Source organism: Halorussus caseinilyticus, assembly GCF_029338395.1.
In the GTDB taxonomy this organism is placed as follows: domain Archaea; phylum Halobacteriota; class Halobacteria; order Halobacteriales; family Haladaptataceae; genus Halorussus; species Halorussus caseinilyticus.
In genome coordinates, this window is sequence record NZ_CP119809.1 from 1,490,406 (window position 1) to 1,516,588 (window position 26,183).

The 26,183-nt window shown below is 65.6% G+C and carries 20 protein-coding genes; 13 read left to right on the plus strand and 7 right to left on the minus strand.

Going from position 1 to position 26,183, the window contains the following annotated elements:
* Nucleotide 1 precedes the first annotated feature (1 nt).
* The 3 genes from P2T60_RS07480 to mvk form a co-directional block, all read right to left on the minus strand.
* Nucleotides 2-1,354, minus strand: coding sequence for a ribonuclease J (locus tag P2T60_RS07480; protein WP_276281926.1), 1,353 nt, complete (start codon nucleotides 1,352-1,354; stop codon nucleotides 2-4).
* A gap of 660 nt (nucleotides 1,355-2,014) precedes the next feature.
* Entirely contained in the window at nucleotides 2,015-2,767 is a 753-nt protein-coding gene (locus tag P2T60_RS07485) for an isopentenyl phosphate kinase (protein ID WP_276281927.1), read from the minus strand.
* Between the two features lies 1 nt (nucleotide 2,768).
* Nucleotides 2,769-3,758 (minus strand): mevalonate kinase, encoded by a 990-nt coding sequence (gene mvk / locus P2T60_RS07490; protein WP_276281928.1) that lies wholly within the window; start codon nucleotides 3,756-3,758, stop codon nucleotides 2,769-2,771.
* Between the two features lie 595 nt (nucleotides 3,759-4,353).
* Here mvk and P2T60_RS07495 point away from each other — a divergent pair.
* The 3 genes from P2T60_RS07495 to P2T60_RS07505 are packed head-to-tail and all read left to right on the plus strand — an operon-like array spanning nucleotide 4,354 to nucleotide 7,913.
* On the plus strand, nucleotides 4,354-6,390 hold the full coding sequence (locus tag P2T60_RS07495; protein WP_276281929.1) for a prolyl oligopeptidase family serine peptidase: 2,037 nt from the start codon (nucleotides 4,354-4,356) through the stop codon (nucleotides 6,388-6,390).
* Nucleotides 6,391-6,421: 31 nt separating this feature from the next.
* Nucleotides 6,422-6,925 (plus strand): hypothetical protein, encoded by a 504-nt coding sequence (locus P2T60_RS07500; RefSeq protein WP_276281930.1) that lies wholly within the window; start codon nucleotides 6,422-6,424, stop codon nucleotides 6,923-6,925.
* 25 nt (nucleotides 6,926-6,950) lie between these two features.
* On the plus strand, nucleotides 6,951-7,913 hold the full coding sequence (locus P2T60_RS07505) for an alpha/beta fold hydrolase (protein ID WP_276281931.1): 963 nt from the start codon (nucleotides 6,951-6,953) through the stop codon (nucleotides 7,911-7,913).
* Between the two features lie 30 nt (nucleotides 7,914-7,943).
* Here the strand turns inward: P2T60_RS07505 and P2T60_RS07510 are convergent, their stop codons facing one another.
* Nucleotides 7,944-8,336: a Zn-ribbon domain-containing OB-fold protein gene (locus P2T60_RS07510; protein WP_276281932.1), complete on the minus strand. Its 393-nt coding sequence runs from the start codon at nucleotides 8,334-8,336 to the stop codon at nucleotides 7,944-7,946.
* Nucleotides 8,333-9,496 carry a thiolase C-terminal domain-containing protein gene (locus P2T60_RS07515; RefSeq protein ID WP_276281933.1) on the minus strand — a complete coding sequence of 388 codons (1,164 nt, stop codon included), beginning with the start codon at nucleotides 9,494-9,496 and terminating at the stop codon, nucleotides 8,333-8,335. The genes P2T60_RS07510 and P2T60_RS07515 overlap by 4 nt, the downstream gene beginning before the upstream one ends.
* A gap of 611 nt (nucleotides 9,497-10,107) precedes the next feature.
* On the opposite strand from P2T60_RS07515, the gene P2T60_RS07520 reads away from it, so the two are divergent.
* On the plus strand, nucleotides 10,108-10,437 hold the full coding sequence (locus P2T60_RS07520) for a hypothetical protein (RefSeq protein WP_276281934.1): 330 nt from the start codon (nucleotides 10,108-10,110) through the stop codon (nucleotides 10,435-10,437).
* 407 nt (nucleotides 10,438-10,844) lie between these two features.
* Here P2T60_RS07520 and P2T60_RS07525 read toward each other — a convergent pair whose 3' ends face one another.
* Together P2T60_RS07525 and aglJ are read right to left on the minus strand one after the other, a co-directional pair.
* Nucleotides 10,845-12,530 carry an acetate--CoA ligase gene (locus P2T60_RS07525; RefSeq protein ID WP_276281935.1) on the minus strand — a complete coding sequence of 562 codons (1,686 nt, stop codon included), beginning with the start codon at nucleotides 12,528-12,530 and terminating at the stop codon, nucleotides 10,845-10,847.
* Nucleotides 12,531-12,632: 102 nt separating this feature from the next.
* A complete protein-coding gene (gene aglJ, locus P2T60_RS07530) occupies nucleotides 12,633-13,535 on the minus strand; it encodes an S-layer glycoprotein N-glycosyltransferase AglJ (protein WP_276281936.1) in 903 nt (300 codons plus the stop codon).
* Between the two features lie 412 nt (nucleotides 13,536-13,947).
* Between aglJ and P2T60_RS07535 the strand changes: the two genes are divergently transcribed.
* The 9 genes from P2T60_RS07535 (at nucleotide 13,948) to P2T60_RS07575 (ending at nucleotide 25,699) form a co-directional block, all read left to right on the plus strand.
* Entirely contained in the window at nucleotides 13,948-14,556 is a 609-nt protein-coding gene (locus tag P2T60_RS07535) for an archaellin/type IV pilin N-terminal domain-containing protein (protein ID WP_276281937.1), read from the plus strand.
* A 109-nt stretch (nucleotides 14,557-14,665) separates the two neighbouring features.
* Nucleotides 14,666-15,808, plus strand: coding sequence for a glycosyltransferase (locus P2T60_RS07540; protein ID WP_276281938.1), 1,143 nt, complete (start codon nucleotides 14,666-14,668; stop codon nucleotides 15,806-15,808).
* Nucleotides 15,809-15,854: 46 nt separating this feature from the next.
* A complete protein-coding gene (locus P2T60_RS07545) occupies nucleotides 15,855-17,006 on the plus strand; it encodes a glycosyltransferase (protein ID WP_276281939.1) in 1,152 nt (383 codons plus the stop codon).
* The gene (locus P2T60_RS07550) at nucleotides 17,003-17,974 is read left to right on the plus strand and encodes an alkaline phosphatase family protein (RefSeq protein WP_276281940.1); all 972 of its coding nucleotides are present in this window, start codon (nucleotides 17,003-17,005) and stop codon (nucleotides 17,972-17,974) included. The genes P2T60_RS07545 and P2T60_RS07550 overlap by 4 nt, the downstream gene beginning before the upstream one ends.
* Before the next feature lie 2 nt (nucleotides 17,975-17,976).
* Entirely contained in the window at nucleotides 17,977-18,930 is a 954-nt protein-coding gene (locus P2T60_RS07555; protein WP_276281941.1) for an alkaline phosphatase family protein, read from the plus strand.
* Complete coding sequence (locus P2T60_RS07560; RefSeq protein WP_276281942.1) at nucleotides 18,927-19,883, plus strand: sulfatase-like hydrolase/transferase; 957 nt, start codon at nucleotides 18,927-18,929, stop codon at nucleotides 19,881-19,883. Before P2T60_RS07555 ends, P2T60_RS07560 begins: the two co-directional genes overlap by 4 nt.
* 5 nt (nucleotides 19,884-19,888) lie before the next feature.
* Nucleotides 19,889-21,007 carry a sulfatase-like hydrolase/transferase gene (locus P2T60_RS07565; RefSeq protein WP_276281943.1) on the plus strand — a complete coding sequence of 373 codons (1,119 nt, stop codon included), beginning with the start codon at nucleotides 19,889-19,891 and terminating at the stop codon, nucleotides 21,005-21,007.
* Nucleotides 21,008-21,010: 3 nt separating this feature from the next.
* Nucleotides 21,011-22,474 carry a lipopolysaccharide biosynthesis protein gene (locus tag P2T60_RS07570; RefSeq protein WP_276281944.1) on the plus strand — a complete coding sequence of 488 codons (1,464 nt, stop codon included), beginning with the start codon at nucleotides 21,011-21,013 and terminating at the stop codon, nucleotides 22,472-22,474.
* 120 nt (nucleotides 22,475-22,594) lie between these two features.
* Nucleotides 22,595-25,699 carry an oligosaccharyl transferase, archaeosortase A system-associated gene (locus P2T60_RS07575; protein ID WP_276281945.1) on the plus strand — a complete coding sequence of 1,035 codons (3,105 nt, stop codon included), beginning with the start codon at nucleotides 22,595-22,597 and terminating at the stop codon, nucleotides 25,697-25,699.
* Nucleotides 25,700-26,183 lie beyond the last annotated feature (484 nt).

The following is a 26,183-nucleotide window of genomic DNA, read 5'->3' on the forward strand; positions in this document are numbered from 1 at the left end:
GTTACTCGACGAGTTGGATGAGGTTGCCGTTTCGGGTTACGTGAAGGTCACGACCCAGTTTGTATCCCTGACTCTCACAGAGGTCCACGTAGGGCGCGAACCCTTTCATGTCCTGATGGGCCGGGATGATGTTCTGCGGTTGGAGCGCGTCTATCATCTGGTAGTGACCCTCCTCGCGGAGGTGGCCCGAGACGTGGATGTCGTCGTAGATGCGCGCGCCCTGCATCTTCAGGAGGCGCTCGGACTGGTAGCGCTGGCCCTCGTTGGTGGGTTCCGGAATCACGCGCGCCGAGAACAGCACCTTGTCGCCGTCGTCCAGTTCGTAGGGCGTCTCGCCGCGACCCATCCGGGTCAGCATCGCGCGGGGTTCACCCTGATGGCCGGTGACGATGGGGAGGTAGTTCTCCTTGCCCTCCTTCATGATTCGCTTGAAGGTCCGGTCCACGGACTTGCGGTGGCCGAACATGCCCATGTCCTCCGGGAAGTCCACGAAGTCGAGTCGTTCGGCGGTGCCCGAGTACTTCTCCATCGACCGACCCAACAGGACGGGTTCGCGGCCGATGTCGTTGGCGAACTCCACGAGGCTCTTGACGCGGGCGATGTGGCTGGAGAACGTCGTCGCCACGATACCGCCGTCGTAGTCCTCGATAGAGTACATCACGTCTTTGAGGTGCTTGCGAGCGACCGACTCGCTCGGCGTCCGACCCTTCCGGCCCGCGTTGGTACAATCCTCGATGTAGGCGAGGACGCCCTCGCCCTCGCGGCCGATTTCGCGGAACCGCTCCATGTCGATGGGGTCGCCGAGGACGGGCGTGTGGTCCATCCGCTTGTCGAGACCGTAGACGACCGCGCCCTCCGGCGTGTGGAGAACCGGGTTGATGGCGTCGATGATGGAGTGAGTCACGTTGACAAACTCCAACTCGACCTGTCCGGAGTCGCCGATGGACATCGTGGACCCGGCTTCCATCTTCACGAGGTCGTTCTCGACGCCGAACTTCTCCTCGCCCTGAATCTGCTGTTTCACCAGTTCGATGGTGAACGGCGTGGCGACGACCGGCGCGTTGTACCGGTGTGCTAGCTTCGAAATCGCACCGATGTGGTCCAAGTGACCGTGGGTCGGCACGATTGCCTGCACGTCGCCTTCGAGGTCCGACATCACGCGGTCGTCCGGAATCGCGCCCATGTCGATGAGGTCCAAACTGTGCAGTTTCTCCGTCTCGACGTTGTCGTGGAGCAGTACCTTCGAGAGGTTCAGCCCCATGTCGAAGATAACAACGTCGTCGCCTGCGCGCACGGCAGTACACTGCCGTCCGACTTCTTCGTAACCGCCGATGGTTGCAATTTCGATTTCCATAGTTTCACCTTATGTACGCAAAGCCGTCGGTGGTGGCGACGCCGCGTCGCGTTCCGCGTTCCCGCGGCGAAGTCACCCCGACGGCGACCGTACGCACGTAAACCTGCTCGGGGCGACGAGACCCCTGCCGCGGCGTCTTACAGCCGTCGGTGGGACCTCGCGGTGGCGAAGCCACGTACCCCCGAGCTATCGGTCTATAGGAGCGTTACGCTCCCCGGTAATAAAAACTGCCGGGATTGGCCGAATACCCCGAACGAGTTGAAATCAAACGCGGAAAGCGTGGAATTTTTCGAGAATCGGGATTCGCCTTCGGACTTCGGTGAAACGTTCGGGTCGCTCCCGGCCGGTGGCACCCCGGGACGGGAGGCGTCGGTTCCCGTTCTCCTCGGGGAAGTCGGTCAGGGAGTTACTGTCGTCGGAGGGTCAGGGAGTTACTGTCGTTAGGAATGCGGAGTATCGAAAGAGCTAGCTTCAGGCTTGAACCAATGAAGGCCGCACAGCACCGCAACCGCGGGCCTCACCCCTCCCCAACCTCGTCGGCCGCCGGAGGCGGCCGACTCCCTCGCGCGAGTGGGCGCGGCCACTTGCGGGCCGCGCCCGCGCGCGCCGGGTCAAAAATATAATTCGGCGTACGCCGACCCTCACCCGCCGTCGATACGCTCACCCGCCGTCGATGCGCGTGCCCGGCGTCTCGCCCGCGAGGAACGCCCGGAGGTCGTCGGGACCGAAAATCGTGGCGGGCGCGCCGAGTGCGAGCAGTGCGCGGACTTTCCCGGCCATCCCGCCGGTCACGTCCGTCGAGTCGCTTCCGCCGAGGAACTCGACCACCTCGTCGTAGGACCGGATTTCGGGAATCACGGCGTCCTCGTCGTCCAACACGCCCGGTACGGTCGAGCAGAACCCCACGCGGTCGGCGTCGATTCCCTCCGCGACGGCCGTCACCACCTCGTCGCCGCTGAGGACGGTGACGCCCTTCCCCTCGTGGACCACGCCGTCGCCGTGGAGGACCGGCACGAACCCCTCGCCGAGCATCGTCTCGACCTGTTCGGTCATGAGCGTCAGGTCCGCCTCGCGGTTCCGGCAGGCCGCCGAGAAGGGGTGGACCGGCACCGCGGGCACGTCTCGCTCGTGGAGACGCGAGAGAACGAAGTCGTTGAGGGTCTTCATCGCGGCGTGGATTTCGAGTGCCGCGCCCGCGTCGTCGGTGCCCTCGGTCTTCGAGACGCCGTGTTTGCTGGCGTGGTGGTGGCCGAAGCTACCGCCGCCGTGGACGACCACGAGGTCCGAGGTGTCGCCGCTGGCGAGGGCGTCGGCCACGGCGTCCGCGGCCGCGTCGAGTGCCGGGCCGTCCAGCGCCTCGGCGCGGTCCTTGTCGGTGACGACGCTCCCGCCGAGTTTGAGTACCGTCGTCATCTCAGGTCTCCTCCACGCGCACGCCGTCGGTGTCGAGTTCCGCGCGGAAAGCGTCCTCGCACCCCGGCGTGTAGTCGAGTGCGGTCTCGGTGCTGTCGGTGGGGTCGAGCGCGACGATGCACCCGCCGCCGCCCGCGCCCGTGAGTTTGGACCCGAGCGCACCCGCGTCTCGGGCGGCCCACACCATCTGGTCGAGCGACCGCGAGGAGACCCCGAGGGCTTCGAGCAGGCCGTGGTTGAAGTTCATCAGTCTGCCGAGTTCTTCGATGTCTCCCTCCGCGAGGACTTGCTCGCCGTAGCGCACCACGTCGCCGATGCTCTCTACGGTGTCGGCCGCGAAGTCGTACTCCTCGCGGAGCGCGCGGACCCCCGCCACGAGTCGTCCGGTGTCGCCCGCGCCGCCGTCGAACCCGATGACGAACGGCAGGTCCGGGGCTTCGATGGCCCGGCAGTCGTCGCCCTCGACGCGGACCGCCCCGCCCGTCGCCGAGCAGAACGTGTCGGCGCGCGAGGCGTCGCCACCCTGTACTTCGAGTTCGGCCTGATACGCTCGCTCGGCGACTTCCTCGGTGGGGAGTTCGACGCCCAACTCGCGGGTCGCGGCGTGGATGCCAGCGGTCGTGACCGCCGCCGACGACCCGAGACCCGCGCCGAGGGGTATCTCGCTCTCGATGGTGATGTCGAATCCGGCGTCGGGCGCGTTCGCGGCGTCGCGGGCCTGTTCGACCGCGGCGTCGATGTAGCCCATCGCCGCATCGACCAGCGATTCGGACACGTCCACGTCGGGGTCGTCGTCGCTTCCGTCGCTGTACTCCACCGTGAACCCGTCGAGACTCAGGTCCTCGGCGTGAACTCGCAGGCTGTCGTCGTCGCGCGCTTCGACGGTGACTCGCGCCCGTCGCTCGATGGCGCAGGGTACCGCCGGTTCACCGTAGACGACCGCGTGTTCCCCGAACAGGTAGACCTTGCCCGGAGCGCTCGAAACGACCATGTTGGAGGCTTCCGCACCGGGGGTTAATTCGTTTGCGAAGGCGACTGGGAGAAGGCGGGGGTTCGGGTGGTGTGTCGTCGGTGTTTGCTGTTTGGGGAGTCGTCAGTGGGTTTGCTGTCTGTGGAGTCGTCAGTGGGTTTGCTGTCTGTGGAGTCGTCAGTGGGTTTGCTGTCTGTGGAGTTACCGAGGACAGCACCACCTGCAACCGCACAGCACCGCGAACGTACCGCCACCGAGACGGGAGACTCGACGGAGAAGCTAGCTTCAGGCTTGAACCCATGAAGACCGCACCGCACGGCACAGCACCGCGACCGTGAACCGCACTGATGCCGACTCCGAGGAGACCGCACCGCCCCGCTACCGCGGGCCTCACACCTCCCCAACCTCGTCGGCCGCCTCCGGCGGCCGACTCCCTCGCGCGGTTGGCGCGGCCACGAGGGCCGCGCCAGCACGCGCCAGTTGTCTAAGACAATTCTATAAGTATGTTAAATATAGAATAGAAATTCTCTAGAACATCTATAGGAGTTTCAGTACTCAAGTTTCCATCTTGCTCCCTCCCCGAAGTTTATGTACGATAGCGGAACCAACCAAGAGTATGCCCGACCCGCCCGAGACCGAACGCCGCGAAGTCGTCGAGGAGATGCACGGCGAGGAGATACGCGACCCCTACCGATGGTTGGAGGACGACACCGAGGAGGTACGGGAGTGGGTCGAGCGCCAGAACGAGTACGCCGACCGATTCCTCGAAAACGACGCCCGCGAGCGCCTCGAACCGCGGTTCGAGGCGCGCGCCGAGGTTCCCGAGTACGGCGTCGTTCACGCGCGCGGGGACAAATACTTCCAGCGCGTCGAGGACGCCGGGGACGACCGGGCGAAACTCGTCGTCCGGTCGTCCCCCGACGCCGACCCGACCGTCATCGCCGACCCCAACGAGTGGGACGACGGCGAATCCCTCGACTGGTTCCACCCCTCGCCCGACGGGTCGCTCGTCGCCTACGGCGTCGCGGAGGGCGGGCGCGAGAACTACGACGTGACCGTGCTGGACGTAGAGACCGGCGAACCCGTGGACGTGCTCCCCGACTGCGGCCGAATCGGTCCGGTGGGCATGGCGTGGACCGACTCGGGTTTCTACTACGCTACCACCGGGTCCGCCGACGAGGGCGGCCAGTTGGACCAAGAGATTCGCTACCACGAACTCGACACCGAGACCGGCGACGACCCCGTACTGGTCGAGGACGTGGGCGAGCGCGTCTGGAGCCACCTCGAAATCACCGACGACACGCTCGTCGTCGCCTTCCACGAGGGGTGGACCCGCTCTGAGGTGTTCCGGTGGGAGCGAGACGGCGAGGGTCGCGGGGACGGCGAACTCGTCCGCCTCGTGGCCGACGCCGACGCCTCCTTCCGACCGCGGGTGAGCGACGGGACGGTCTACCTCGTGACCGACTACGACGCCCCGCGCTCGCGGGTGGTCGCCTGCGACGCGGACGCGACCGGGACCGACCCCGACGACCTGCGCGAAGTCGTGCCCGAGACCGAGGCTACGCTGATGGACTGCACGCTCGCGGGCGACTCGCTGGTCGTCCACCGCCAGCGAGACGCCCACTCGTCGCTGTCGGTCTACGACCGGTCGGGCGACCACCGCCACGACGTTGCCCTGCCGGAGTACGCCGCCATCGCCCGCGAGGACTTCCGGGCGAACCCCGACGCGCCGGAGTTCTTCGTCCGCGCCCAGTCGTTCGACCGCCCGCCGTGGGTCGCGCGCGCCGACACCGAAACCGGCGAGACGACCGTCGTTACCGAACGCGAGTCCGAGACCGACCGCGCTCTCCCCGACCTCGTGGTCGAACAGCAGTTCTTCGAGTCCGCGGACGGCACCGAGGTTCCGGCGTTCGTGGTCCACCGCGAGGGCGTCGAACGCGACGGCGACAATCCGACCGTCCTCTACGGTTACGGTGGCTTCCGCAACAACCTCACGCCCCAGTACGACCGATTCCGGACGCCGTTCCTCGAAGACGGCGGCATCTACGTGCAGGCGAACCTCCGGGGCGGGCAGGAGTACGGCGAGCGGTGGCACCGCGAGGGCATGCGCGAGAACAAGCAGAACGTCTTCGACGACTTCTTTGCGGTCGCTGAGGGGCTAATCGAACGCGAGTACACCCGCCCGGAGCGACTCACCGCGATGGGCCGGTCGAACGGCGGCCTGCTGGTCGGCGCGGCAGTCTCTCAGCGCCCGGACCTGTTCGGTGCCGTCTCCTGTGCCGTCCCCCTGCTCGACATGCTCCGGTTCCACCGGTTCCTGCTCGGCGAGTCGTGGACCGTCGAGTACGGGTCGCCCGACGACCCCGAGGACTTCGCGTACCTCCGGGAGTACTCGCCGTACCACAACGTCGAACGCGGAACCGAGTACCCCGCGGTCCTGTTCGAGACGGCGGCGGGCGACACCCGCGTCCACCCCGGTCACGCCCGGAAGATGACCGCTCGGATGCAGGCCGCGAACGCGAGCGAGAACCCGATTCTGCTCCGGACCGAGACCGACGCGGGCCACAAGACCGGCAGACCTACCTCGATGGTGGTCGCCGAGGAACTCGACCGCTGGGGATTCCTCTACGACCGACTCGGCGTGTTGAAGTAGATTTTTGTACCAGCAATCTGTCGTCCATCGTATGAGTTCGCTGTTTCTCGTGCCGGTAGACGAACCGTCGTTTCGCCGCACGCTCGAATCCCCCATCGACCTGACGCCGGTCCCCGAGTCGGACCGTCCCGACGGCGGGATTCCCGACCGCGCCCGCGTCTGGGGCGTCCGAACCGACCGCGAACAGGGCGACTGGGAGCGAAACCGACGCAACTGGAACCGGATGGAGTCCGGGGATGCTCTCCTGTTCTACCGCAACAGCGAGAGTCGGTACACTGCGTCTGGCCGGGTCGGGCGGATGTTCGAGACCGAGTACGTCCGCGACGAACACTGGGAGGGCGGTCCGGCGACGAGCGTCTTCACGGTCAAGGGGTACAACGAATCGCCAGACCTCGACACGACCGAAGTCAACTCGATACTCGGCTACAAGGAGGGGTTCTATCCTCAAGGCCTCTGGCGAGTCACCGACGACCGGCCGACGGACCGTCTTCTGACTCGCATCGCCCTCGACGCCGACCTACGGCACAACGGCTAACTTGCCCGCCCCCGAATATCCGGGCATGAAGTTACGAAACGTCGTCGCTGGAGCCGCAGGTGGACTCGGAGCCGCCGCGCTCGGCAACCGACTGCTGGCGTGGAAAGCGGGCGACCTCCAACCTGCGCTGGAGGGGAGACAGCAGACCTACCGCTGGCGGGGGTTCGACGTGGCCTACACCGAGGCTGGCGACCCCGATAACCCCGACGTACTCCTCCTCCACGGGGTCCACGCCGCGGCCTCCAACAAGGAGTTCGACCAAATCTTCAAGCAACTCGCCAAGACTCACCACGTCATCGCGCCCGACCTACCCGGATTCGGACGCTCGGACCGGCCGCCGTTGACCTACTCCGCGGCGCTCTACACAGCCTTCGTCACCGACTTCGCCGAGGACCTGACCGAGGACGCGGCCTGCGTCGCAACCTCGCTGTCGGGCGCGTACGCCACGCTCGCCCAACAGCAGTCCGGCGCGTTCTCGCGGTTGCTCCTCGTCGCGCCGACCGGCGACACCGGGTCCCGGCGGACGTGGCTCCGGTCGCTGTTCCGGTCGCCCGTGGTCGGACAGGGCCTGTTCAACCTCCTGACCAGCAAGCGGTCGCTCCACGTCTTCGACAACCGGGAGGCGTACTCGACGGAAGCGTCCTACACCGAGCGAGACGTGAAGTATCAGTGGCAGACCTCCCACCAACCCGGCGCGCGCTTCGCGCCCGCCTCGTTCGTCTCGGGCTATCTCGACCCCGACGTGGACCTCGGCGAGGAGTTGGCCCGCCTCGACGTGCCCGTCACCATCGTCTGGGGTCGGGACGCGACGGTCTCGCCGCTGGAGGACGGCGAGGAGCTGGCCGAGCGAGCGGACGCGAAACTCGTCGTGTTCGACGAGGCGAAACTGCTCCCCCACGCCGAGCATCCCGGTCCCTTCCTCGACGTGCTACTGGACGAGTTGACCGAGGAAGACCGAGAGGCCGGAAGTAACGTCACGACGCAGTAGGTCCGGGAGAAACGAACTGCAGGTGGGCGTTCAGTCCGCCCGGAAGACCAGCACGCGCTCGCCCGCGGTTTCCGTCTCGCCGACGCCGGGCGCGACTTCAGTGCCGACTTCCACGTCGTCGGGGTCGATGTCGCGGACGATGCCCGTCACGCGCACGCCGCCGAAGTCCGCGACGGCCGTGACGTAGGGCGCGTCGTCCTCGAACTCGGGGGAAGCGACGTTGACAGTCGTGAACGTCTCGATTTCGCCGGTTTCGGGAAGCGGAGTCTCTTCGAGGTCGGGCGCGCCGCAGTGGGGACAGACCCGCCGCGGCGGGAGCGACCCGTGTCCTTCGGGGCATTCGAGGTAGAAGCCCTCGTCCGACTCGATGGCGTCGAGGAAGTCGTCGAAGCCCTCGTCGCGGACTCGTTGTTCTTCCGTCATTCTTCCACCTCCAAGACGTGAACCGTGGTGCTTGCGACCGTTCCACCCGCGTTGTGGGTGACGCCGACGTTTCCGGACACCGCGTCGCTGTTGGGGTGGTCCCCGCGAAGCAGGCGAGTCATCTCCACGACCTGACTCGTTCCGGTCGCGCCGACCGGGTGGCCCTTGGCCTTGAGTCCGCCCGAGAGGTTGACCGGCCGGTCGCCCTCGCGGGTGGTCTCGCCGCGGGCCGCCGCGCCGATGCCTTCGCCGGGCGCGTAGAAGTCCAGCGCTTCGAGCGCCAGTACTTCCGCGATGGTGAAACAGTCGTGGACCTCGGCGACCGACACGTCCTGCGGGCCGATTCCGGCGTCGTCGTAAGCTTCCTCGGCGGCGCGCTCGGCGGCGGGGGTGCGCGCGAGGAACTGGCGGTCTTGGAGCGCCATCTTGTCGCCGCCCTGTCCGGTGCCGGTGACCGAGACGGGCGCGTCGATGTCGTTCTCCTCGGCGTACTCGTCGCTGACGAGGACCGCGGCGCTCGCCCCGTCGGTGATGGGACAGGCGTCGTAGAGACCGAGGGGGTCGGCAATCATCGGCGCGTCGAGGGCGTCCTCGACCGAGATTGCCTTCTGGAACTGCGCGAACTCGTTTTCGAGGGCGTTGTCGTGGTTCTTGACCGCGATTGCCGCGAGGTCCTCCTTGCTCCCGCCGTACCGGTCGAAGTAGGCCCGCGCCATCAGCGCGTAGGCCGCCGGGAAGGTCATGCCCGCCCGGACCTCGTAGAGGTCGTCGGCGGCGATTGCGAGGGCTTCGGTCGTCCCCGCGGTGCCGAGGTTATTCATGCGCTCGGCTCCGCCGACCAACACCACGTCGGCCTCGCCGTTTCGCACGTCCTTGACGGCCTCGCGGACGGCCACGCCCGAGGAGGCGCACGCGCTCTCGTAGCGCGTGGCGGGCGCGTCGAGACCGGCGGCCTCGGCCATCAGCGGCCCTTGGTGGCCCTGATGCTCGGCGAGTTCGCCCATGAAGTTGCCGTAGTTCAACTGCGCTACGTCCGCGCGGTCCACGCCCGCGTCGGTGAACGCGCGCTGGCACGCCTCCGCGAAGAGGTCCCGGCCCGTCCGCTCGGGATGCTTGCCGAAGTGGGTGAGACCGACCCCTGCGACTCGTACGCCTGTCATGCATCTATCTTCGTGATGGACTGTTAAGAAAGGCATCGGTCTCGCGCTCGCCGGAGGGTCCGAAAGAAACCCGAGGGATGCCGCTGGTCGGGAGTTCGGACGCCGCTGGTCGGGGTTCGCTCGTCGGGTGATTCGGGGGTCTTCGTTTCGTCTCTGCTTTTTGTTTTTTGTTGTCACCTCCGGCGCGTGCGCGCGCGACCGCGTGAGCGTGTCGCGCCCGACCGCGCGAGGAATGAGTAGCGCAGGGAAGGAACGACCGGAGGGAGTGACGACCGAGCAACGCAATCGGTTGGGGAGGACGTGGCCCGCGGTCGCGGTGCTGTGCGGTTTGATAGGTTCAAGCCTGAAGCTAGCTCTCTTGAAACCGAGGAGTTCGCGGTGCCGTGCGGTCGCCGCCCCGTCGTTCGTGCCCGCCGCCCGCGCGGACGGAAGCCATCGCAGACGACGCGGTATAGAAATCTATACAATCTCGAAACATATCTATAGTTATTCTAAAGAAAGAAAAAGAAGTAGCTACCAAATAGCGAGTATTCTCTCGCGAAACGCCCGCCCGACACACCTTAGAATCCCGATGAGTCAGTTTTTCATTGCGGGAGCCAGAACCCACGGGCATGGGCGTGAGGCCACCACCGTCGAACTCGGACGGAGGACCCGACGTTATCGAGTTCGGTATCGCCGAAGTCGCCGCTGAACTCGACGGCGGGAACCTCTCGTTCCCGGCGACCGGCGCGGAAGTCGTTGAGTCGCTGTCGAACCCTCGCATCAAGTACGACGCAGACGGCCACACCGTACCGCTCTCGGAGGCCGTCTCGGAGGTCGAACGCGAGCGGTTCGAAGACAAACAGGAGTTTCTGAACGCGCTCCATCCGGTCTTCGAGCGGTATCGCAACTCGCGGACACCCGGTGTCATCGAACGGGTCCGGTCCGCGCTCCCGCTCTGAACTCGGGTTTTTCTGCGCTTCGCTTTCGGTTGGGTTTCGTTCGGGGCTGTCGAGGGGTTTGGGCGGATGCATCGGGACGACGATGAGGGGTGACGGAGAAGGACGAGAGGACGGTGAAGGGTGACGGAGAAGGACGAGAGGACGGTGAAGGGTGACGGAGAAGGACGAGAAGAGAAACTAGCGTCAGGCTTGAACCAATCAGACCGCGACCGCACGGCACCGCCACCGCAGGCCACACGCCTCCCCAACCGACTGCGGTCCTCGGCCGATGGCCTGCGGTCCTCATCCCTCGCGCGGAGATGGCGGACCACGAGGGTCCGCCAGCGCGCGCCGGGTAGTCGGTCGAATCCCTCGAAATCGCCGGTTCGAATTCGGTCTCCCGTTCGACTACGGCCTTCGGTCCGACTTCACTCCCGTTCGACTTCGGCCTCCTGTTCGGCGTCGTCCTGCAACTCCGTCCGGCGAATCTTCCCCGTCACCGTCTTCGGGAGTTCCTCGACGAACTCGATTTCGCGGGGGTACTCGTGGGCCGAGAGTTCCTCGCGGACGTGGGTCTTGATGTCCTCCGCGAGGTCCTCGCTGGTCTCGGCGGATTCGCTGGTGACGACGTAGGCTTTCACGATGTTGCCGCGCTCGCGGTCGGGTTTGGGCACCACCGCGGCCTCGGCGACGGCGGGGTGTTCGCCCAGTGAGCTTTCGACTTCGAAGGGACCGATGCGGTACCCCGACGAGAGAATCACGTCGTCTGCCCGGCCCTCGAACCAGAAGTAGCCGTCCTCGTCTTTCCGGGCGAGGTCCCCCGAGAGGTACCACTCGCCGTCGGGTCCGTCCACGAAGCAGTCGGCGGTCTTGTCCGGTTTCTCCCAGTACTCCGCGAAGAAGCAGGGGTAGTCGCCGCGCTCGGCGATTTCGCCCGTCTCGCCCGGCGGCATGGGTTCGCCCGTCTCGGGGTCCACCACGTCGGCTTCGATTCCCGGAAGCGGTTTGCCCATGCTTCCGGGCTTCAACTCCATCGTCGGGTAGTTGTTGATAATCATGTTGCCCGTCTCGGTCTGGCCGTAGGTGTCGTGGATGGTGACGCCCAGCGTCTCCTCGCCCCAGTCCACGACGCCCGCCGAGAGGGGTTCGCCGATGGAGAGGGCGTGGCGCAGGTCCAAATCGACGCCCTCCAGTACGTGTTCTTTCTCCCGGAGCATCCGGTAGGCGGTGGGGACGCTGAACAGCACCGAAATCGGGTACTCGTCCAGCAACTCGGCCCACGTCTCGGGGTCGAACTCGCCTTCGTAGGTGAAGAGACTCGCGCCCCAGAACCACGCCCCGAGCGTGTTGATGGGACCGGTCAGCCACCCCAAGTCGGCGGTGGACCAGTAGAGGTCGCCCGGTTGGAGGTCCACCGCGTACTTCTGGGTGGCCGCGACACCGGCGACCCACCGGTGTTTGTGGAGGACGCCCTTCGCCAGTCCGGTCGTTCCGCTGGTGTAGTAGAGAAGCGCGTCGTCCTCGCCGCCGGTCTCGGCCGCCTCGTACTCCCTGCTCGCGCCGTCGAGCGCGTCGGCGAAGGTCAGGTCGCCCTCTTCGACACCCTCGCCGCGGTCCACCGTGACGACGTGTTCGACCGAGGGTGCGTCTTCGAGCGCGTCTGCCACTGTGCCCCGGTTGTCGCTGGTCGTGACGACCACCGAGGCGTCGCAGTCGTCGAGTCGATACGAGATGCCGTCGGGTCCGAACCGCTCGTTGACGCCGCCGAAGGCGGCACCGCGCTTGAGCGTCCCGACCAACGCCATGTAGTGTTCCGGAATCCGGGGCATGTAGGAGAACACCCGGTCGCCTTCCTCGACGCCCAACTCCTCGAGGACGTTGGCGAACTGGCCCGAGCGGTCGGCGAGTTCCCGGAAGGTCGTCTCGGTGAGGTCGCCGTCGGTGCCGACCTGTCGGAGGGCGACGTTCTCCCCGTCGTCGGCGTGTCGGTCACACACCTCGTGGCCGACGTTCAACTCGTCGGGGGCGTCCCAGTCGGCTTCCGCGTAGATGTCGTCCCACGAGAACGATTCGCGCACGTCGTCGTAGTCGGGAAGGTTGTGGCTTTCTGCCATACGGCCGTCCCTACTCCGGTGGGAAGAATAACTGTACCGTCGATTTTCATCGCGCAAAAATGTCCCGCGACGAGTCGAACGCCGGGCAGGGCGGCGTGGCGGTCAGTCCAGACGCCGCATCTGCTCGCGGTGGAGCGTCACGATGAGGTCCGAGAGGACGCCGAACATCAGCAGTTGGACGCCGAACAGGATAGCGAACGCCGCGACGACCGCCAGCACCTCGTGGGAGATTCGCTGTGTCACCCACTCGACGCCGACGTACGCGCCGATGACGACGCCGACGAGCGAACTCGCCACGCCGACGCTCCCGAAGTAGAACAGCGGGTTGCTCGTCTTCGCCAGTTGGTAGAGGGTGACGAGGATGACGCCGCCGTCCCGAATCGGGTGGAGGTTGGTGTCCGACCCGTCGGGTCGGGCCTCGTACCGAATCGGGACCACCGTGGTCGCCACGCCGTGTTTGACGCACTCGACGGCCATCTCCGTCTCGACGCCGAACCCGTCGGCGTCGAGGAGGAAGTTCTCGACGGACTCGCGGGTGAACGCCCGATAGCCGCTCAGGATGTCCTCGAAGTTCTTGCCGTGGATGTGGCGGAACACCCAGTTGAACATCCCGTTGCCGAACTGGTTCAGTCCGCTCATCGCGCCCTCCTCCATGTCGGCGAACCGGTCGCCGATGACGTGTTCGTAGTCGCCGTCTACGATGGGTTCGAGCATGTCGTCGGCGTCCTCCGGGCGGTAGGTACCGTCGCCGTCGAGCATCAGGACGTACTCGGCGTCGATGTGTTCTATCGCCTCCCGAATCGCCTGCCCCTTGCCGTTCCCGGACTGTTGTATCACTCGCGCCCCGTGGTCGCGGGCCACGTCGGGCGTCCCGTCCGTCGAGTTCCCGTCGATGACGAGGACGTTCTCGAACCCGCGACTCGTGAACCCGTCGATGACCTCGCCGATGGTCTCGCCCTCGTTCAACGTCGGGATGAGTACGCACACGTCCTCGCGGTCGGCCATTGAGAGTGACTGGTCACCACGAGCGCAAAAGGCTTTCCAACCGTTCGTTGCACAACCATTCGGTGCGTGGTCGTCGTTCACGTACCGCAGTCGGGAGGCCGGTGGTCGGCCCTCCATTCGACACCTCCGCGTGCGTTCGTCGCGGACGGGCGCGCAGGGGCGAGATGCGCGAGTCGCCCCGAACTGCGGACCGAATCCGGAAAGTGGCCCCTAGCCGACACCAACTTAAACTATTCGAATCCCGTCAACTAGCGTGTCCGGGACCGAGAGGCCGTCTCCGTACGACTTCCTGCGGTCGGCGAGCTACCGATTCCCGTTCCGATTATCACGCCTGAAAACGGACGAACGTTATATATATCGTTAGTGGTACTTCTCCGTTGGGAAAGTTCCCGACTACAATACGGTCCGAATAATGATACGAAATGGTCTCTCAGCAGTAAAAGATAGAATCGAGGGCGCGGTCAACGACCGCGGTCAGGTGGGTATCGGTACGCTCATCGTGTTCATCGCGATGGTGCTGGTCGCCGCGATTGCGGCAGGCGTTCTCATCAACACGGCTGGCTTCCTCCAGACCAAGTCCGAACAGACCGGTCAGGAGTCCAGCGCGCAGGTCTCGAACCGCGTGCAGGTCGTGAGTGCGTTCGGTAACGTCGCAAACGAGCGAGTCAAAGATATTAGCCTGACGGTCATGCGCGGGTCCGGTTCCGACGACATCAACCTCTCGGCCGCCACTATCGAGTGGATTGGTCCGGACAAAGCCAAGACGCTCACCTACAAGGAAAGCGGTACTGGCGCGTCGAACTTCACGGTCAACACCATCAAGGACCCCGACAAGTCCGCACCCGTCCTCAACACGCAGGACGACCGCCTCGAAGTCAACATGAGCGCAGAGGAGATTTCGAACGCCCTCAGCGAGGGCGAAGAAGTCAAGCTCAAGCTCACCACGCAGTACGGCGCAGTGACGCTCTATCGCGCCAACGTGCCCCAGTCGCTCTCCCAAGAGAGCGCGGTCACGGTCTAAAACGCGGCAGACCTTCCTCTCATTCCGTCCTGTCCGCGTTTCATTTTTCGTCACGCCGTCACGACGAGCGACCAACAGTGTGTTATAGCCCGATTCCATACCCGGTCGTATGAACCCTCTCGTCGCCGTTGCTGGCGCACTCGTCGCTGTCACGGCTCTGCCGTACCTCGCGTACCTCGCCCTCTACGCGGCGGTCGGACCGAGCGGTTCGCCCGCCGACAAGCGCGAGTCAGAACCGACGGTCAGCATCGTCCTCCCGACGTACAACGAGTCGGGTATCATCGAGAAGAAACTCGACGACGTGGTGTCGCTGGACTACCCGATGGAGAAAGTCGAGTTGGTCGTCGTGGACTCCAGCGACGACGAGACGCCCGACCGAATCGAGGAGTACTTCGCCGACCGGGAGCATCCCGACCTGAACCTCATCCGCGAACAGGAGCGTCGTGGTCTCGCGCCCGCGCTCAACGACGCCTACGCCGCCGCGGGGAACGAGATGGTCGTCAAGACCGACTGCGACTCGTACGTCGCCGACGATGCGCTTCGGGAGGCGGCCGCGAACCTCGCGGACCCCGACGTGGCCGCGGTCACGGGCCAGAACGCGGAAGTCCTCGGCGGGAGCGAAGTCGAGGCCGGGTATCGGGGCGTGCAGGCCCACATCCAGACGCTCGAATCGCACCTCGACTCGACGCTCATCTTCCACGGTCCCTTCTCGGCGTTCGAGAACGACGCCATCGTCCCCATCGACCCCAACTCGCTGGCCGACGACACCGAACTCGCCCTGAAGATTCGTCGCGGCGGCGACCGGGTGCTGTTCGACCCCGCGGTCCGGTACAAGGAAGCGTCCCACTCTGACTTCGGCAAGCGCCGCCTCCAGAAGGACCGCAGAGGGATGGGCCTGATTCGCCTGCTCGCTCAACACCGGGACGCCCTCGGCAAGTACGGCAACTACGGGAAACTCGTCCTGCCGTTCAACTGGTGGTTCATGGTCGTCTCGCCGTGGCTGGTCGCCATCGACGTGTTGGCGCTCACGGCCGCCGGAGTCTCCGTGGCGGGAGTCGCGGGTCTCGCGGTTCCGGCCGCGCTCGGCGTCTTCGTCTGGTTGGGCCAGAAGGACCTGCTCGGTCCGCTCCAAGCCGTCTACGCCGTCTTCGACTCGCAGGTGTCGCTGTTGCACGCCGCGGTCGAACTGCTCCGCGGGAAGGGCGACGGGACGTGGGAAGTGGACGAGGAGTTGCGCGAGGCCTTCGAATGAGCAAACTTAAACCTCCGTCAGGAAAATCCCGAACCGATAGAATAGCATGAATGACCAGTCTATCGCCATCGCCCACGGGAACTACCTTGAACGCGGCGGTGCCGAAACGCTGTCGGACGAACTCGCCCGCACGTTCGACGCGCCGCTGTACTACGGGTTCGGGAGCGACGAACACGTCTCCGACGACGTGGACGCCCGAAGCCTCTACGAGGACTCCCCGTTCTCGGCGGTCAAGCGGTCGGTGTTCCTTCGGGACCTCTACTACGCGTGGAACGCCCAGCGCATCCCCGAACTCACCGACTACGACGTGGTCGTCCTCTCGAAAAACGAGTTGAGTTGGTACGTCCCCGAGGACGAACAGGTCGTGGTCCACTACACCCACAGCACCCCGCGGATTCCCTACGACCTGTTTCAACAGCGCGCGAACTCGGTGTTCTCGCGGCTGTACGCCTTCGTCGCGCGGACGATGTTCCTCCCGAACACGAAGTTCCCCGACAAGTTCGTGGCCAACAGCGAACTCGTCGCCCGTCGCCTCCGGCGCTACTGGGGCGTCCCCGACGAGAAGATAGAAGTCGTCTACCCGCCCGTGGACGTAGACCAGTACGAGCGTCGTGAGACGAAAGACTACTACCTGACCTACTCGCGGTTGATTCCCGAGAAGCGCATCGACGCCATCGTCCGGGCCTTCGAGGGTCTCGACGCGAAACTCGTCGTCGGTGGGGCGGGCGACGAGCGCGAGAACCTCGAACGACTCGCGCCCGACAACGTGGAGTTCGTGGGCTACATGTCCGAAGAGGAGAAGATTCGACGCCTCGGGGAGGCCAAAGCCGTCGTCTTCAACGCGATGAACGAGGACTTCGGCATCATCCCCATCGAGGCGTTCGCGAGCGGGACCCCCGTCCTCGGCGTGGAGGAGGGCTACACCAAGTACCAGATTCTCGACGGCGAGAACGGACTGGTCCACGACCCGGACGCCGCGAGCGTCCGCGAGTCCATCGAGGCGTTCGAGCGCGAGGGCGTCGCGTGGGACGCCGACGAAATCGCGGCGTTCGCCGAGCAGTTCGGTGCCGAGCGGTTCCGCGAGGAGATGCGGGCAGTCGTGGAGGAGGCAGTCGCCGACGCCGACCTCTCCCCGCACGAGGAAACCGACACGCAGAAAACCTCTCCGGCTTCGAATAGAGGTGTATCTAAGCGATGAGCCTCCAAGACTGGGCCGAAAACGCCAAAGACCGGTTCGACCGCGACGGACTGGCGACGGGCGTCTACGGAGCGGTTCAGGAACTCTGGCAGGGCGGTCTGGGCGTCCTCGGACGCCACGTCTACAACTACGGCACGCACGTCTACGAGGAAGACTGGGACGTGCTGTTGGTGTTGGACACCTGCCGCCCCGACGTACTCGCGGAAGTCGCCGACGAGTACGAATTTCTGGCCGACTACGACCCCGACGCCGACGTGCTGAACTCCATCGGGTCCCGCTCGCCCGAGTGGATAGGCAAGACGTTCGACCCCGAGTCGGTCGCCGGTCCCGAACTCGAAGACACCGCGTACGTCAGCGCGAACCCCCACACCCGCGACGTGCCCGACCCCGACCAGTTGGCGCTGGTGGACGAACTCTGGAAGTACGGGTGGAGCTACGACCACGGGACGGTCCGGCCCGAGACGGTCGTAGACCGGGCCATCGACGTGCATCGGTCGGGCGACCACGACAGACTCGTCGTCCACTTCATGCAACCCCACTCCCCGTATCGGTCGCTGGTCGAGGAACACCCCGACTGGTTCAGCCTCTCGGTCGGGATGGACAACCCCGAGGACACCCCGGAGTTCGTCCTCTGGGAGCGACTCCGGACCGGTCGGGTCTCCCGCGAGGAACTCTGGGAGGCCTACCGCGACAATCTCCGGTGGGTCCTCGACAGCCTCGAAATCCTGCTCGACAACATGGACGCCGATAACGTGGTCATCACCAGCGACCACGGCGAGGCGTTCGGCGAGTGGTGGTACTACGGCCACAGTAGCACGGCACCCATCCCCGTCCTGAAGCGCGTGCCGTGGGCGACCACCACCGCCACCGACAGCGGGACCTACGAACCCGAGATAACCCCCGAGAGCGACGAGAACCCGACGCCCGACGAAGTGAACGAGCGACTGCGCACACTCGGCTACATGTAACCATGACTCTGCAAGACTGGATTGACGAATCGAAGGAACGCATCGACGAACACGGCCTGCTCAACGGCGGTCAAGGCTCCGCCAAGGCGTTTTGGGAGGGCGCGCTCTGTCGCGTCGGCCACCGCTGGAACTACGGAACCCACATCTTCGAACACGACTGGGACGTGCTGTTGGTGTTGGACACCTGTCGTCCCGACGTACTCGAAGACGTGGCCCACGAGTACGAGTACGTCCCGCGAGACGTGCCCTCGGAGACTTCCATCGGGTCGGCCTCCATCGAGTGGGTCAAGAAGAACTTCACCAACGACGACTACGCCGAGGAACTCTCCGAGACGGCCTACGTCACCTCGAATCTCTTCTCCGAACACATCGACCCCGACGACCTCTACCTGCTGGACGAGGTGTGGCGCTACGGGTGGAACGACGACGACTGCACGACCCCGCCGGAAGTCGTCGCCGACCGCGCCATCGACGTGATGCGCGAACACGACCCCGAGCGGATGGTCGTCCACCTGATGCAACCCCACGCGCCGTATCGGTCGATGCTCGAAGAGTTCCCCGAGTGGCGCGTCCAACCCGGTCCGGGCGAGGACGACCCTTCCCACCCCGCCCGCGAGATGTGGGAGGACCTTCGCCACGGCGTCATCTCCCGACAGGAGATTTGGCAGGCCTATCGGGACAACCTCCGGTGGGTGCTGGACGACGGCGTTGACCTCATGTTGAACAACATGGACGCCGACGACGTGGTTATCACCGCCGACCACGGCGAGTCGTTCGGCGAGTGGGGCGTCTACGCCCACCCGCCGTACTGTCCGGTGCCGGTGCTGAAGAACGTCCCGTGGGTCCACACGTCCGCGACCGACAGCGGCGAGTACACGCCCGACATCGAACCCGACGAAACCGCGCTGGCCGAAGACGAGGTCGAAGACCGCCTCGAAGCCCTCGGCTACAAATGACGCTCGGCGACTGGGTTCGGGAATCGAAGTACAAAATCGACGCCTACGGTCTCCGGAAGGGAGCGCGCTCGGCCGCGTTCGACTTCTGGGGCGGTGCCGCGCGTCGGTTCTGTCACAACCTCGGTCTCGACACCCACGGCACGCCCATCTACGAGCGCGACTGGGACGTGCTGGTCCTGTTGGACACCTGTCGGATAGACGCGCTCGAAACCGTGAGCGACGAGTTCGACTTCCTCCCGTCGTCGGTGCCGTCGTTCACCTCGCTGGGTTCGACCTCGTGGGAGTGGATGCACGACAACTTCACCGACGAGTACCGCGACGAGATTGCCCAAACCGCGTACGTGACCGCCAACCCCCACACTCGGCGGTTCGGCGACGAGTTCCCGATGTCGCCAGACGCGTTCGGCCTGTTGGACGAGGTGTGGGAGTACGAGTGGGACGACGACCTCAGCGGTAATCCGCCCCGCCCCGTCACCGACCGGGCAATCTCGGTCGCCCGCGAACGCGACCCCGAGCGACTCATCGTCCACTACATGCAACCCCACGCGCCCTACCCCGCGTTAGAGGAGTTCGCGCCCGAGGCGGCCCGGATACTCGCCAACGACGACGACAGGGCGATTTGGGACCTGCTTCAGGCGGGCCAACTCCCCCGGTCGGCCGCGTGGAGCGCGTATCTGGAGAACCTCCGGTGGGTTCTAGAAGAGGTCGAACTCCTGCTGTCGAACATGGACGCCGACACCCTCGTCGTGTCGAGCGACCACGGCGAGGCGTTCGGCGAGTGGGGTCTCTACGGCCACTACCGACACGTCCCGATTCCGGTCCTCAAGAACGTGCCGTGGGTCGAACTCTCGGCGACCGACTCCGGCGAGTACGAACCCGCAGTCGAGGCCAAGAGCGTGGACGTGACCGACGACGACGTTGAACAGCGCTTAAGCGCGCTTGGCTACAAGTGATTTCAATGACTGACACGACACTCTTGGTGACGGTCGATTCGCTCCGGTACGACCACTACCAGTACATGACCGCGACGAGGGAGTTTCTCGGCGAGTCCCACCCGGCGACGTTCGCCACCAACACCGCCACGCCCTCCTGCTTCCAGTCTATCGTCGGCGGCATCTACCCCGGCGAAGTCGGCGTGGACGAAGATTCGAACGTCGGGGTCGCAATCGACTCGCCGTACAAGTACGGCGTCTCGACCAACCGATTCCTCTCGAATCGGTACGGTTACGACCTCGGCTTCGACCACTTCAGCGCGCCGAGTCGGGAGGACAAGGGTCTGAAAGCGAAGGTGGCCGAACACATGACGCCCCAGAGTACGCTGTTCGGCATCGCCTCGCGCGTCTGGAACGTCGTGCAGGGAGTCCAACAGCGCGTCTCGTCGGTAGACCGGGAGTACCGCCCCGCGGCCGACGTAATCGCGGAGTTCTTAGACGCGACCGAGGGCCGAGACGAGTGGTTCGGGTGGCTCCACTTCATGGAACCCCACCACCCCTACAACCCCGACGACGGGCCAGTCTCTCGCGGCGAGGCCCAGCAAATCACCCGGCGGGTGCTGAACGGCCGGGCGAGCGAGCGCGACGAGCGACTCGCCCGCGAACTCTACAAGGGCGAGGTCGAGGAGTTGGACGACCGACTCGCGCGACTCTGGGAGACGATTCCCGACGAGACGCGGGTGCTGTTCGTCGCCGACCACGGCGAACTCCTCGGTGAGTTCGGCGAGTGGGGCCACCACGCGACGATGTGCCCGGAACTGCTCAGACTGCCGCTTGCGACCCGAAACATCCCCATCGAAAGCGAGGTCCTGAGCCTCGTGGACGTGCCGACGCTCCTGCTCGGCGAGGAGTACAACCACGGGTCGTTCGAGCGCGAGACGGCCTACGCGGCCTCGAACGGCAACCACGCCGCGATGAACCGCGACCACGTTGCGACCGACGAGGGCGTCGTGACCCTCGACGGCGACCCCGCCGAGGACGACGACCTGATGGCGGCCAAAGAGGAGTACGAGAGCAGAGCCGAACGACCCGTGACGAAAGACGAACTCCCTCACGACGACTTGGAGGCACTGGGCTACCTCTGAGCGATGAGTACGGCTGACCTCGACATCGGCAGGGAGGCGCTGGTCTCGGTCGCCGCGAAGTTCACGATGTCGGCGTTCGGGTTCGTCGGCGTCATGATTTTCGCGCGAGTACTGGGGTCCAACGGCGTCGGCCGGTACTACACCGCCCTCGCCATCGCGCTGATGCTGGTCCGGGTCTCGGCGGGTCTGGGCAAGGCCATCAAGAAGCGCGTCAGCGAAGTCGATACCGACCCCGCGGAGTACCTCGGTCTCGGTCTGGCAGTTCACGTTCTCTACGTCGGGGTCGTCACCGCAATCTTCGTCGCGCTTTCGCCCGCCCTGCCGGTCAAGGGCATCACGGTGGACGACGTTCTCGGCATCGTCCTCGTGTTCAGTAGCGTCGGGTCCTTCCAGATTCTAAACCGGTTCTACGCCGGTATCGGCTTCCCCGGCCGGTCGTTCTGGCTGGACACGGTGCGCAGCGTCGTGACCCTCGTGTTCCAACTCGCGTTACTGCTCGTCGGGATGGAGGCGTTCGGCATCCTGCTCGGACTGGCCCTAGCGAGTTTCGTCACCGCGGGCGTCGTCGCCGTCGTCAGCGGCGTCCGGCCCGCGCTTCCCTCGCGCGAGACGTTCGCCTACACCGGGAAGTTCGCCCGGTGGAGCATCCCCACTTCGGTCATCAACGACCTCTACAAGCGCGCCGACCCCATCCTCATCTGGCTGTTCGTCGGCACCGGCGCGGTCGGGTTCTACGAGACGGCGCTCCGACTCGTGCTTCCGGCCTCCCAACTGACCGCCAGCATCTCCAACCCCCTGCAAGTGAAGGTCAGCGGCGCGTCGTCGCTCGGCGAGGACGTACGCGAGGACGTGTCGAACGCGATGACCTACGCCGGACTGCTCGGTATCCCGATGTTCTTCGGCGCGCTGGCGCTCCCCGACGTGTTGATGCGGACGTTCTTCGGGGCCGGGTTCGGCGAGGGCGGCGTGGCGCTGGTCGGCATCGCGCTGTTCTACGTCTTCTACATCTACCAGATTCCGCTCGAATCGGCCATCAGCGGGACCGACCGGCCGGAACTCACCTTCCGAGTGAACGCCGCCGGACTGCTGGTCCACATCCCGCTGGCAATCGTCCTCGCACGGGAGTACGGCCTGCTCGGGGTCATCGGCGCGACGCTGTTCGCCGAGGTCATGATGTTCTTCGGCTTTCAGCTTCTCTGCCGGAAGCTGTTCGGCGGCGCAATCTTCCCGGCCCCCATCGCGGCCCAGACGGTCAGCGCGCTGGCGATGTTCGGCGTCATCACCGAGGCCCGCGACGCGATGGCGCTCAACTACTGGCTCCCGGTCGTCGCGCTCGTCGCCTTCGGCGCGGCGGTCTACTTCGCGGTCCTCGCGGTCACGAGTTCCCACTTCCGCCTCACGCTGGCGAACGTGCTGGGACCGGTCTACCAGCAAGTTCTCGGGCGAGGCCAGCAGTCCGACGGCTAGCTTCGAGTCCGCTCCGTCGGGAATTTCCCCCGCGCGTACCCGAGGGCTGTCATCAGAATCCCGAGGCGTACCGGGGGTAGATGACAAGGCTTATGCGCGTTTTGGCACTTCATCAACTCAATGAGCCAGCAGACTGAGCAGGTCGAGGACTCCGCCGATTCGGTGGATTCAGTCCTCGACTCGTTCGAAGACTGGTATCACGTCCCCGTGCTCGCCGCGGCCATCGCGTTCATGCTGTGGGTGCGGCTCCAGTCGTACGGACAGTTCATCAGAAACGGTGAAGTGTTCTTCAAAGGTAACGACGCGTGGTATCACCTCCGGCAGGTGCAGTACACGGTGAACAACTGGCCGTCCACGATGCCGTACGACCCGTGGACGTACTTCCCGTTCGGCACGAGCGTCGGCCAGTTCGGGACGCTCTACGACCAACTCGTCGCTACCGCGGCGCTCGTCGTCGGACTCGGCGACCCCTCCAGCACGCTGGTAGCCAAGACCCTGTTGGTCGCGCCCGCGGTGTTCGGCGCGCTCGTCGCCATCCCGACGTATCTGGTCGGCAAGCGCCTCGGCGGGCGTCCCGGCGGCCTGTTCGCCGTCGTCGTCCTCGCGCTGTTCCCCGGCACGTTCCTCCGGCGCGGACTGGTCGGATTCGCCGACCACAACATCGCCGAGCCGCTCTTCCAGACGTTCGCCGTCTTTGCGATGATGGTCGCGCTGACCGTCGCAGAGCGCGAGAAACCCGTCTACGAACTGCTCGCGGACCGCGACTTCGAGGCGCTCCGCGCGCCGCTGGTCTACAGCGCGCTGGCCGGAATCGCCACCGCGTTCTACCTCTGGACGTGGCCGCCGGGCGTGCTTCTGGTCGGCATCTTCGGCATCTTCTTCGGTATCAAGCTGACCGCCGACTACGTTCGGGGCGTCAGTCCGGACCACCTCGCGTTCGTCGGCGCGGTCAGCATGACCGTCGCGGGCCTGCTTCTGCTGGTTCCGCTCGGCACGCTCGACATGAGTCCGACCCGGTTCTCGCCGCTCCAGCCGCTACTGGCGTTCGCGGTGGCCGGTGGCTCCGTCTTCATGGCGTGGCTCGCCCGCGAGTGGGACGCTCGTGACCTCGGGACCGCGCTCTACCCCGCGACGGTCGGCGGTATCATCCTCGCGCTCGTCGGGTTCGTCTACGTCGCGCTCCCGTCGCTTTTCAACCTCGTGCGCCGGAACCTCGTCCGCATCGTCGGCTTCAGCGCGGGCGCACAGACCCGGACCATCGGCGAGGCCCAACCGTTCCTCTCGCGGACCCAACCCCGGTTCGGCATCGAGTGGTACGACGTGATTCTCCAAGAGTACGGCCTGATGTTCTTCACGGCCGTCGCCGCCGCCGTCTGGATGGTGTGGCGGACCTACCGGACCGACGACCACCGCGCCGAACACCTGCTGGTCCTCGTGTGGGCCGCGTTCATCACCGCGGCGGCGTTCACGCAGGTCCGGTTCAACTACTACCTCGCGGTGCCGGTCGCGGTACTGAACGCCTTCCTCGTCAAGCAGGTCCTCTCGATGGCGAACGTCACCGACCGCAAGTCGCTGACGGATGTCGAGGGGTATCAGGTACTCGCAATCGTGTTCGTCGTCCTGCTGGTGGTTCCCGTGCTGGTCGCGCCCGCCAGCATCGGGTCGTCGGGCTACCCCTCCATCGACGAGACCAACACCGCGATGGCGGCCGGTGAAACCGCGCCGCGCGCCGTCACCAAGTGGGACGGGTCGCTCGACTGGATGGCGAACAACACGCCCGCCGAGGGCGACTACGGCGACGCCAACAACGCCGAGCAACTCGACTACTACGGCACCTACGAACAGCACGACAACGACTACCCCTACCCCGAAGGCGCGTACGGCGTCATGTCGTGGTGGGACTACGGTCACTGGATTACGGTCCAAGGCGAGCGCATCCCGAACGCCAACCCGTTCCAAGAGGGTGCGACCACCGCCGCGCGGTACCTGCTCGCGCCGAGCGAACAGCGTGCCAACAACATCCTCCAGAACCTCGGCAACGACAGCGAGGAGACCCGCTACGTGATGGTGGACTGGAAGATGGCCGAACCGAGTTCCAAGTTCTCCGCGCCGACGGTGTTCGACGACAACGTGTCGGCCCGCGACTTCTACAGTCCGGTCTACCAGCAGACCCAGAACGGGCCGCAGTTCGCCTTCCGGATGAAGAACCAGCGCTACTACGACAGTCAGGTCGCGCGCCTCTACCTCTACCACGGCAGTCGGGCCGAACCCCGGCCCATCGTCGTGGACTGGCGCGCCCAGACCTACCAGACGCCCGAGGGCGAGACCGCCTCGTACAAGATTAGCGAGTCGGGACCGAACGCCACCCTCGTCCGGCGGTTCTCCACGATGCAACAGGCCCGCCAGTTCGTCGCCAACGACACGACGGCCCGCGTCGGCGGCATCGGGCCGTTCCCGAGCGAACCGGTTCCGGCGCTCGAACACTACCGCGTCGTCAAGCAGAGCGAGGCGTCGGGCGCGAACTCCTCGCAGTACGCCCAGACGCTCCGGGGCGAGATGGGACTGCTCCAGCAGGCGGGCGTCAACCCCCAGAGCATGTTCAAGACCGCGCCGTCGTGGGTCAAGACGTTCGAGCGCGTGCCCGGCGCGACGGTGACGGGTACCGCCCCGGCCAACACGACGGTCACGGCGCAGGTCCAACTCTCGGCGACCGGCCAAGGCAACGCGTTCACCTACCGCCAGCAGGCCGAGACCGGACCCGACGGGGAGTTCACCATGACCCTGCCCTACTCCACGACGGGATACGACGAGTGGGGAACCGAGAAGGGCTACACCAACGTCAGCGTGCGGGCGACTGGTCCATACCAGTTCTACACGCCCCAGAGCGTCGAGGACGGCAACCTGACGTTCCACAACGCCTCCACGCAGGTCACGGAGGCCCAAGTCGTCGGCGAGAGCGACCAGACCGCCACGGTCGAGTTGACCGAGGAGTCGGTCTCGATTCAGCGGACCCAGAACGAGACGACTGCGCCCGGCAACGAGTCCGCGCCGGGTGAGGAGACGACTGCGCCGACGAACGAGTCCGCGCCCGGCAACGAGACTGGCGGTGCCGCGAACACCTCGGCGCTCGCAGGGCCGACTTCGACGCAGGCAGGGCCGACTTCGGTCCGCGCCGGTCTCGTCGCGGCGTCCGCGGGTGCGCTCGCGGTCGGCAGTCGGGACTGAATCGCTTCGGGACCGAAGCGCGGCTTTCGGGACGCTGTTTCTGCGGTTTTCGGTGTCGGACTGACTACGCGGCGAGTCGGCGGTTCGTGGGTGGGGGCGTTCGGGGACGTGAGTCTTTGAGAACGGGGACGCTAGCTTCAGGCTTGAACCCATGAAGACCGCACAGTACCGCGACAGCAACAAACTTGACAGGAGACGCTAGCTTCAGGCTTGAACCCATGAAGACCGCAACCGCCCCGCACCGCAACCGCCTCGTCCTCCCCAACCTCCTCCGGTCCTCGCTCGCTTCGCTCGCTACGGTCCTCGTCCCTCGCGCGAAGATGGCGCGACACGAGGTCGCGCCAGCGCGCGCCGGAAAGACGAGGTACCGACGTGGACCGACCCGCCAGAGCAACGAAAAGTTGTCTTTAACAATTTTAAATATTGTTAAAAGACTCCTAAAGGCACGCCGAACCCCTGTCACTGCCTCGCGCGAAAGCAAACC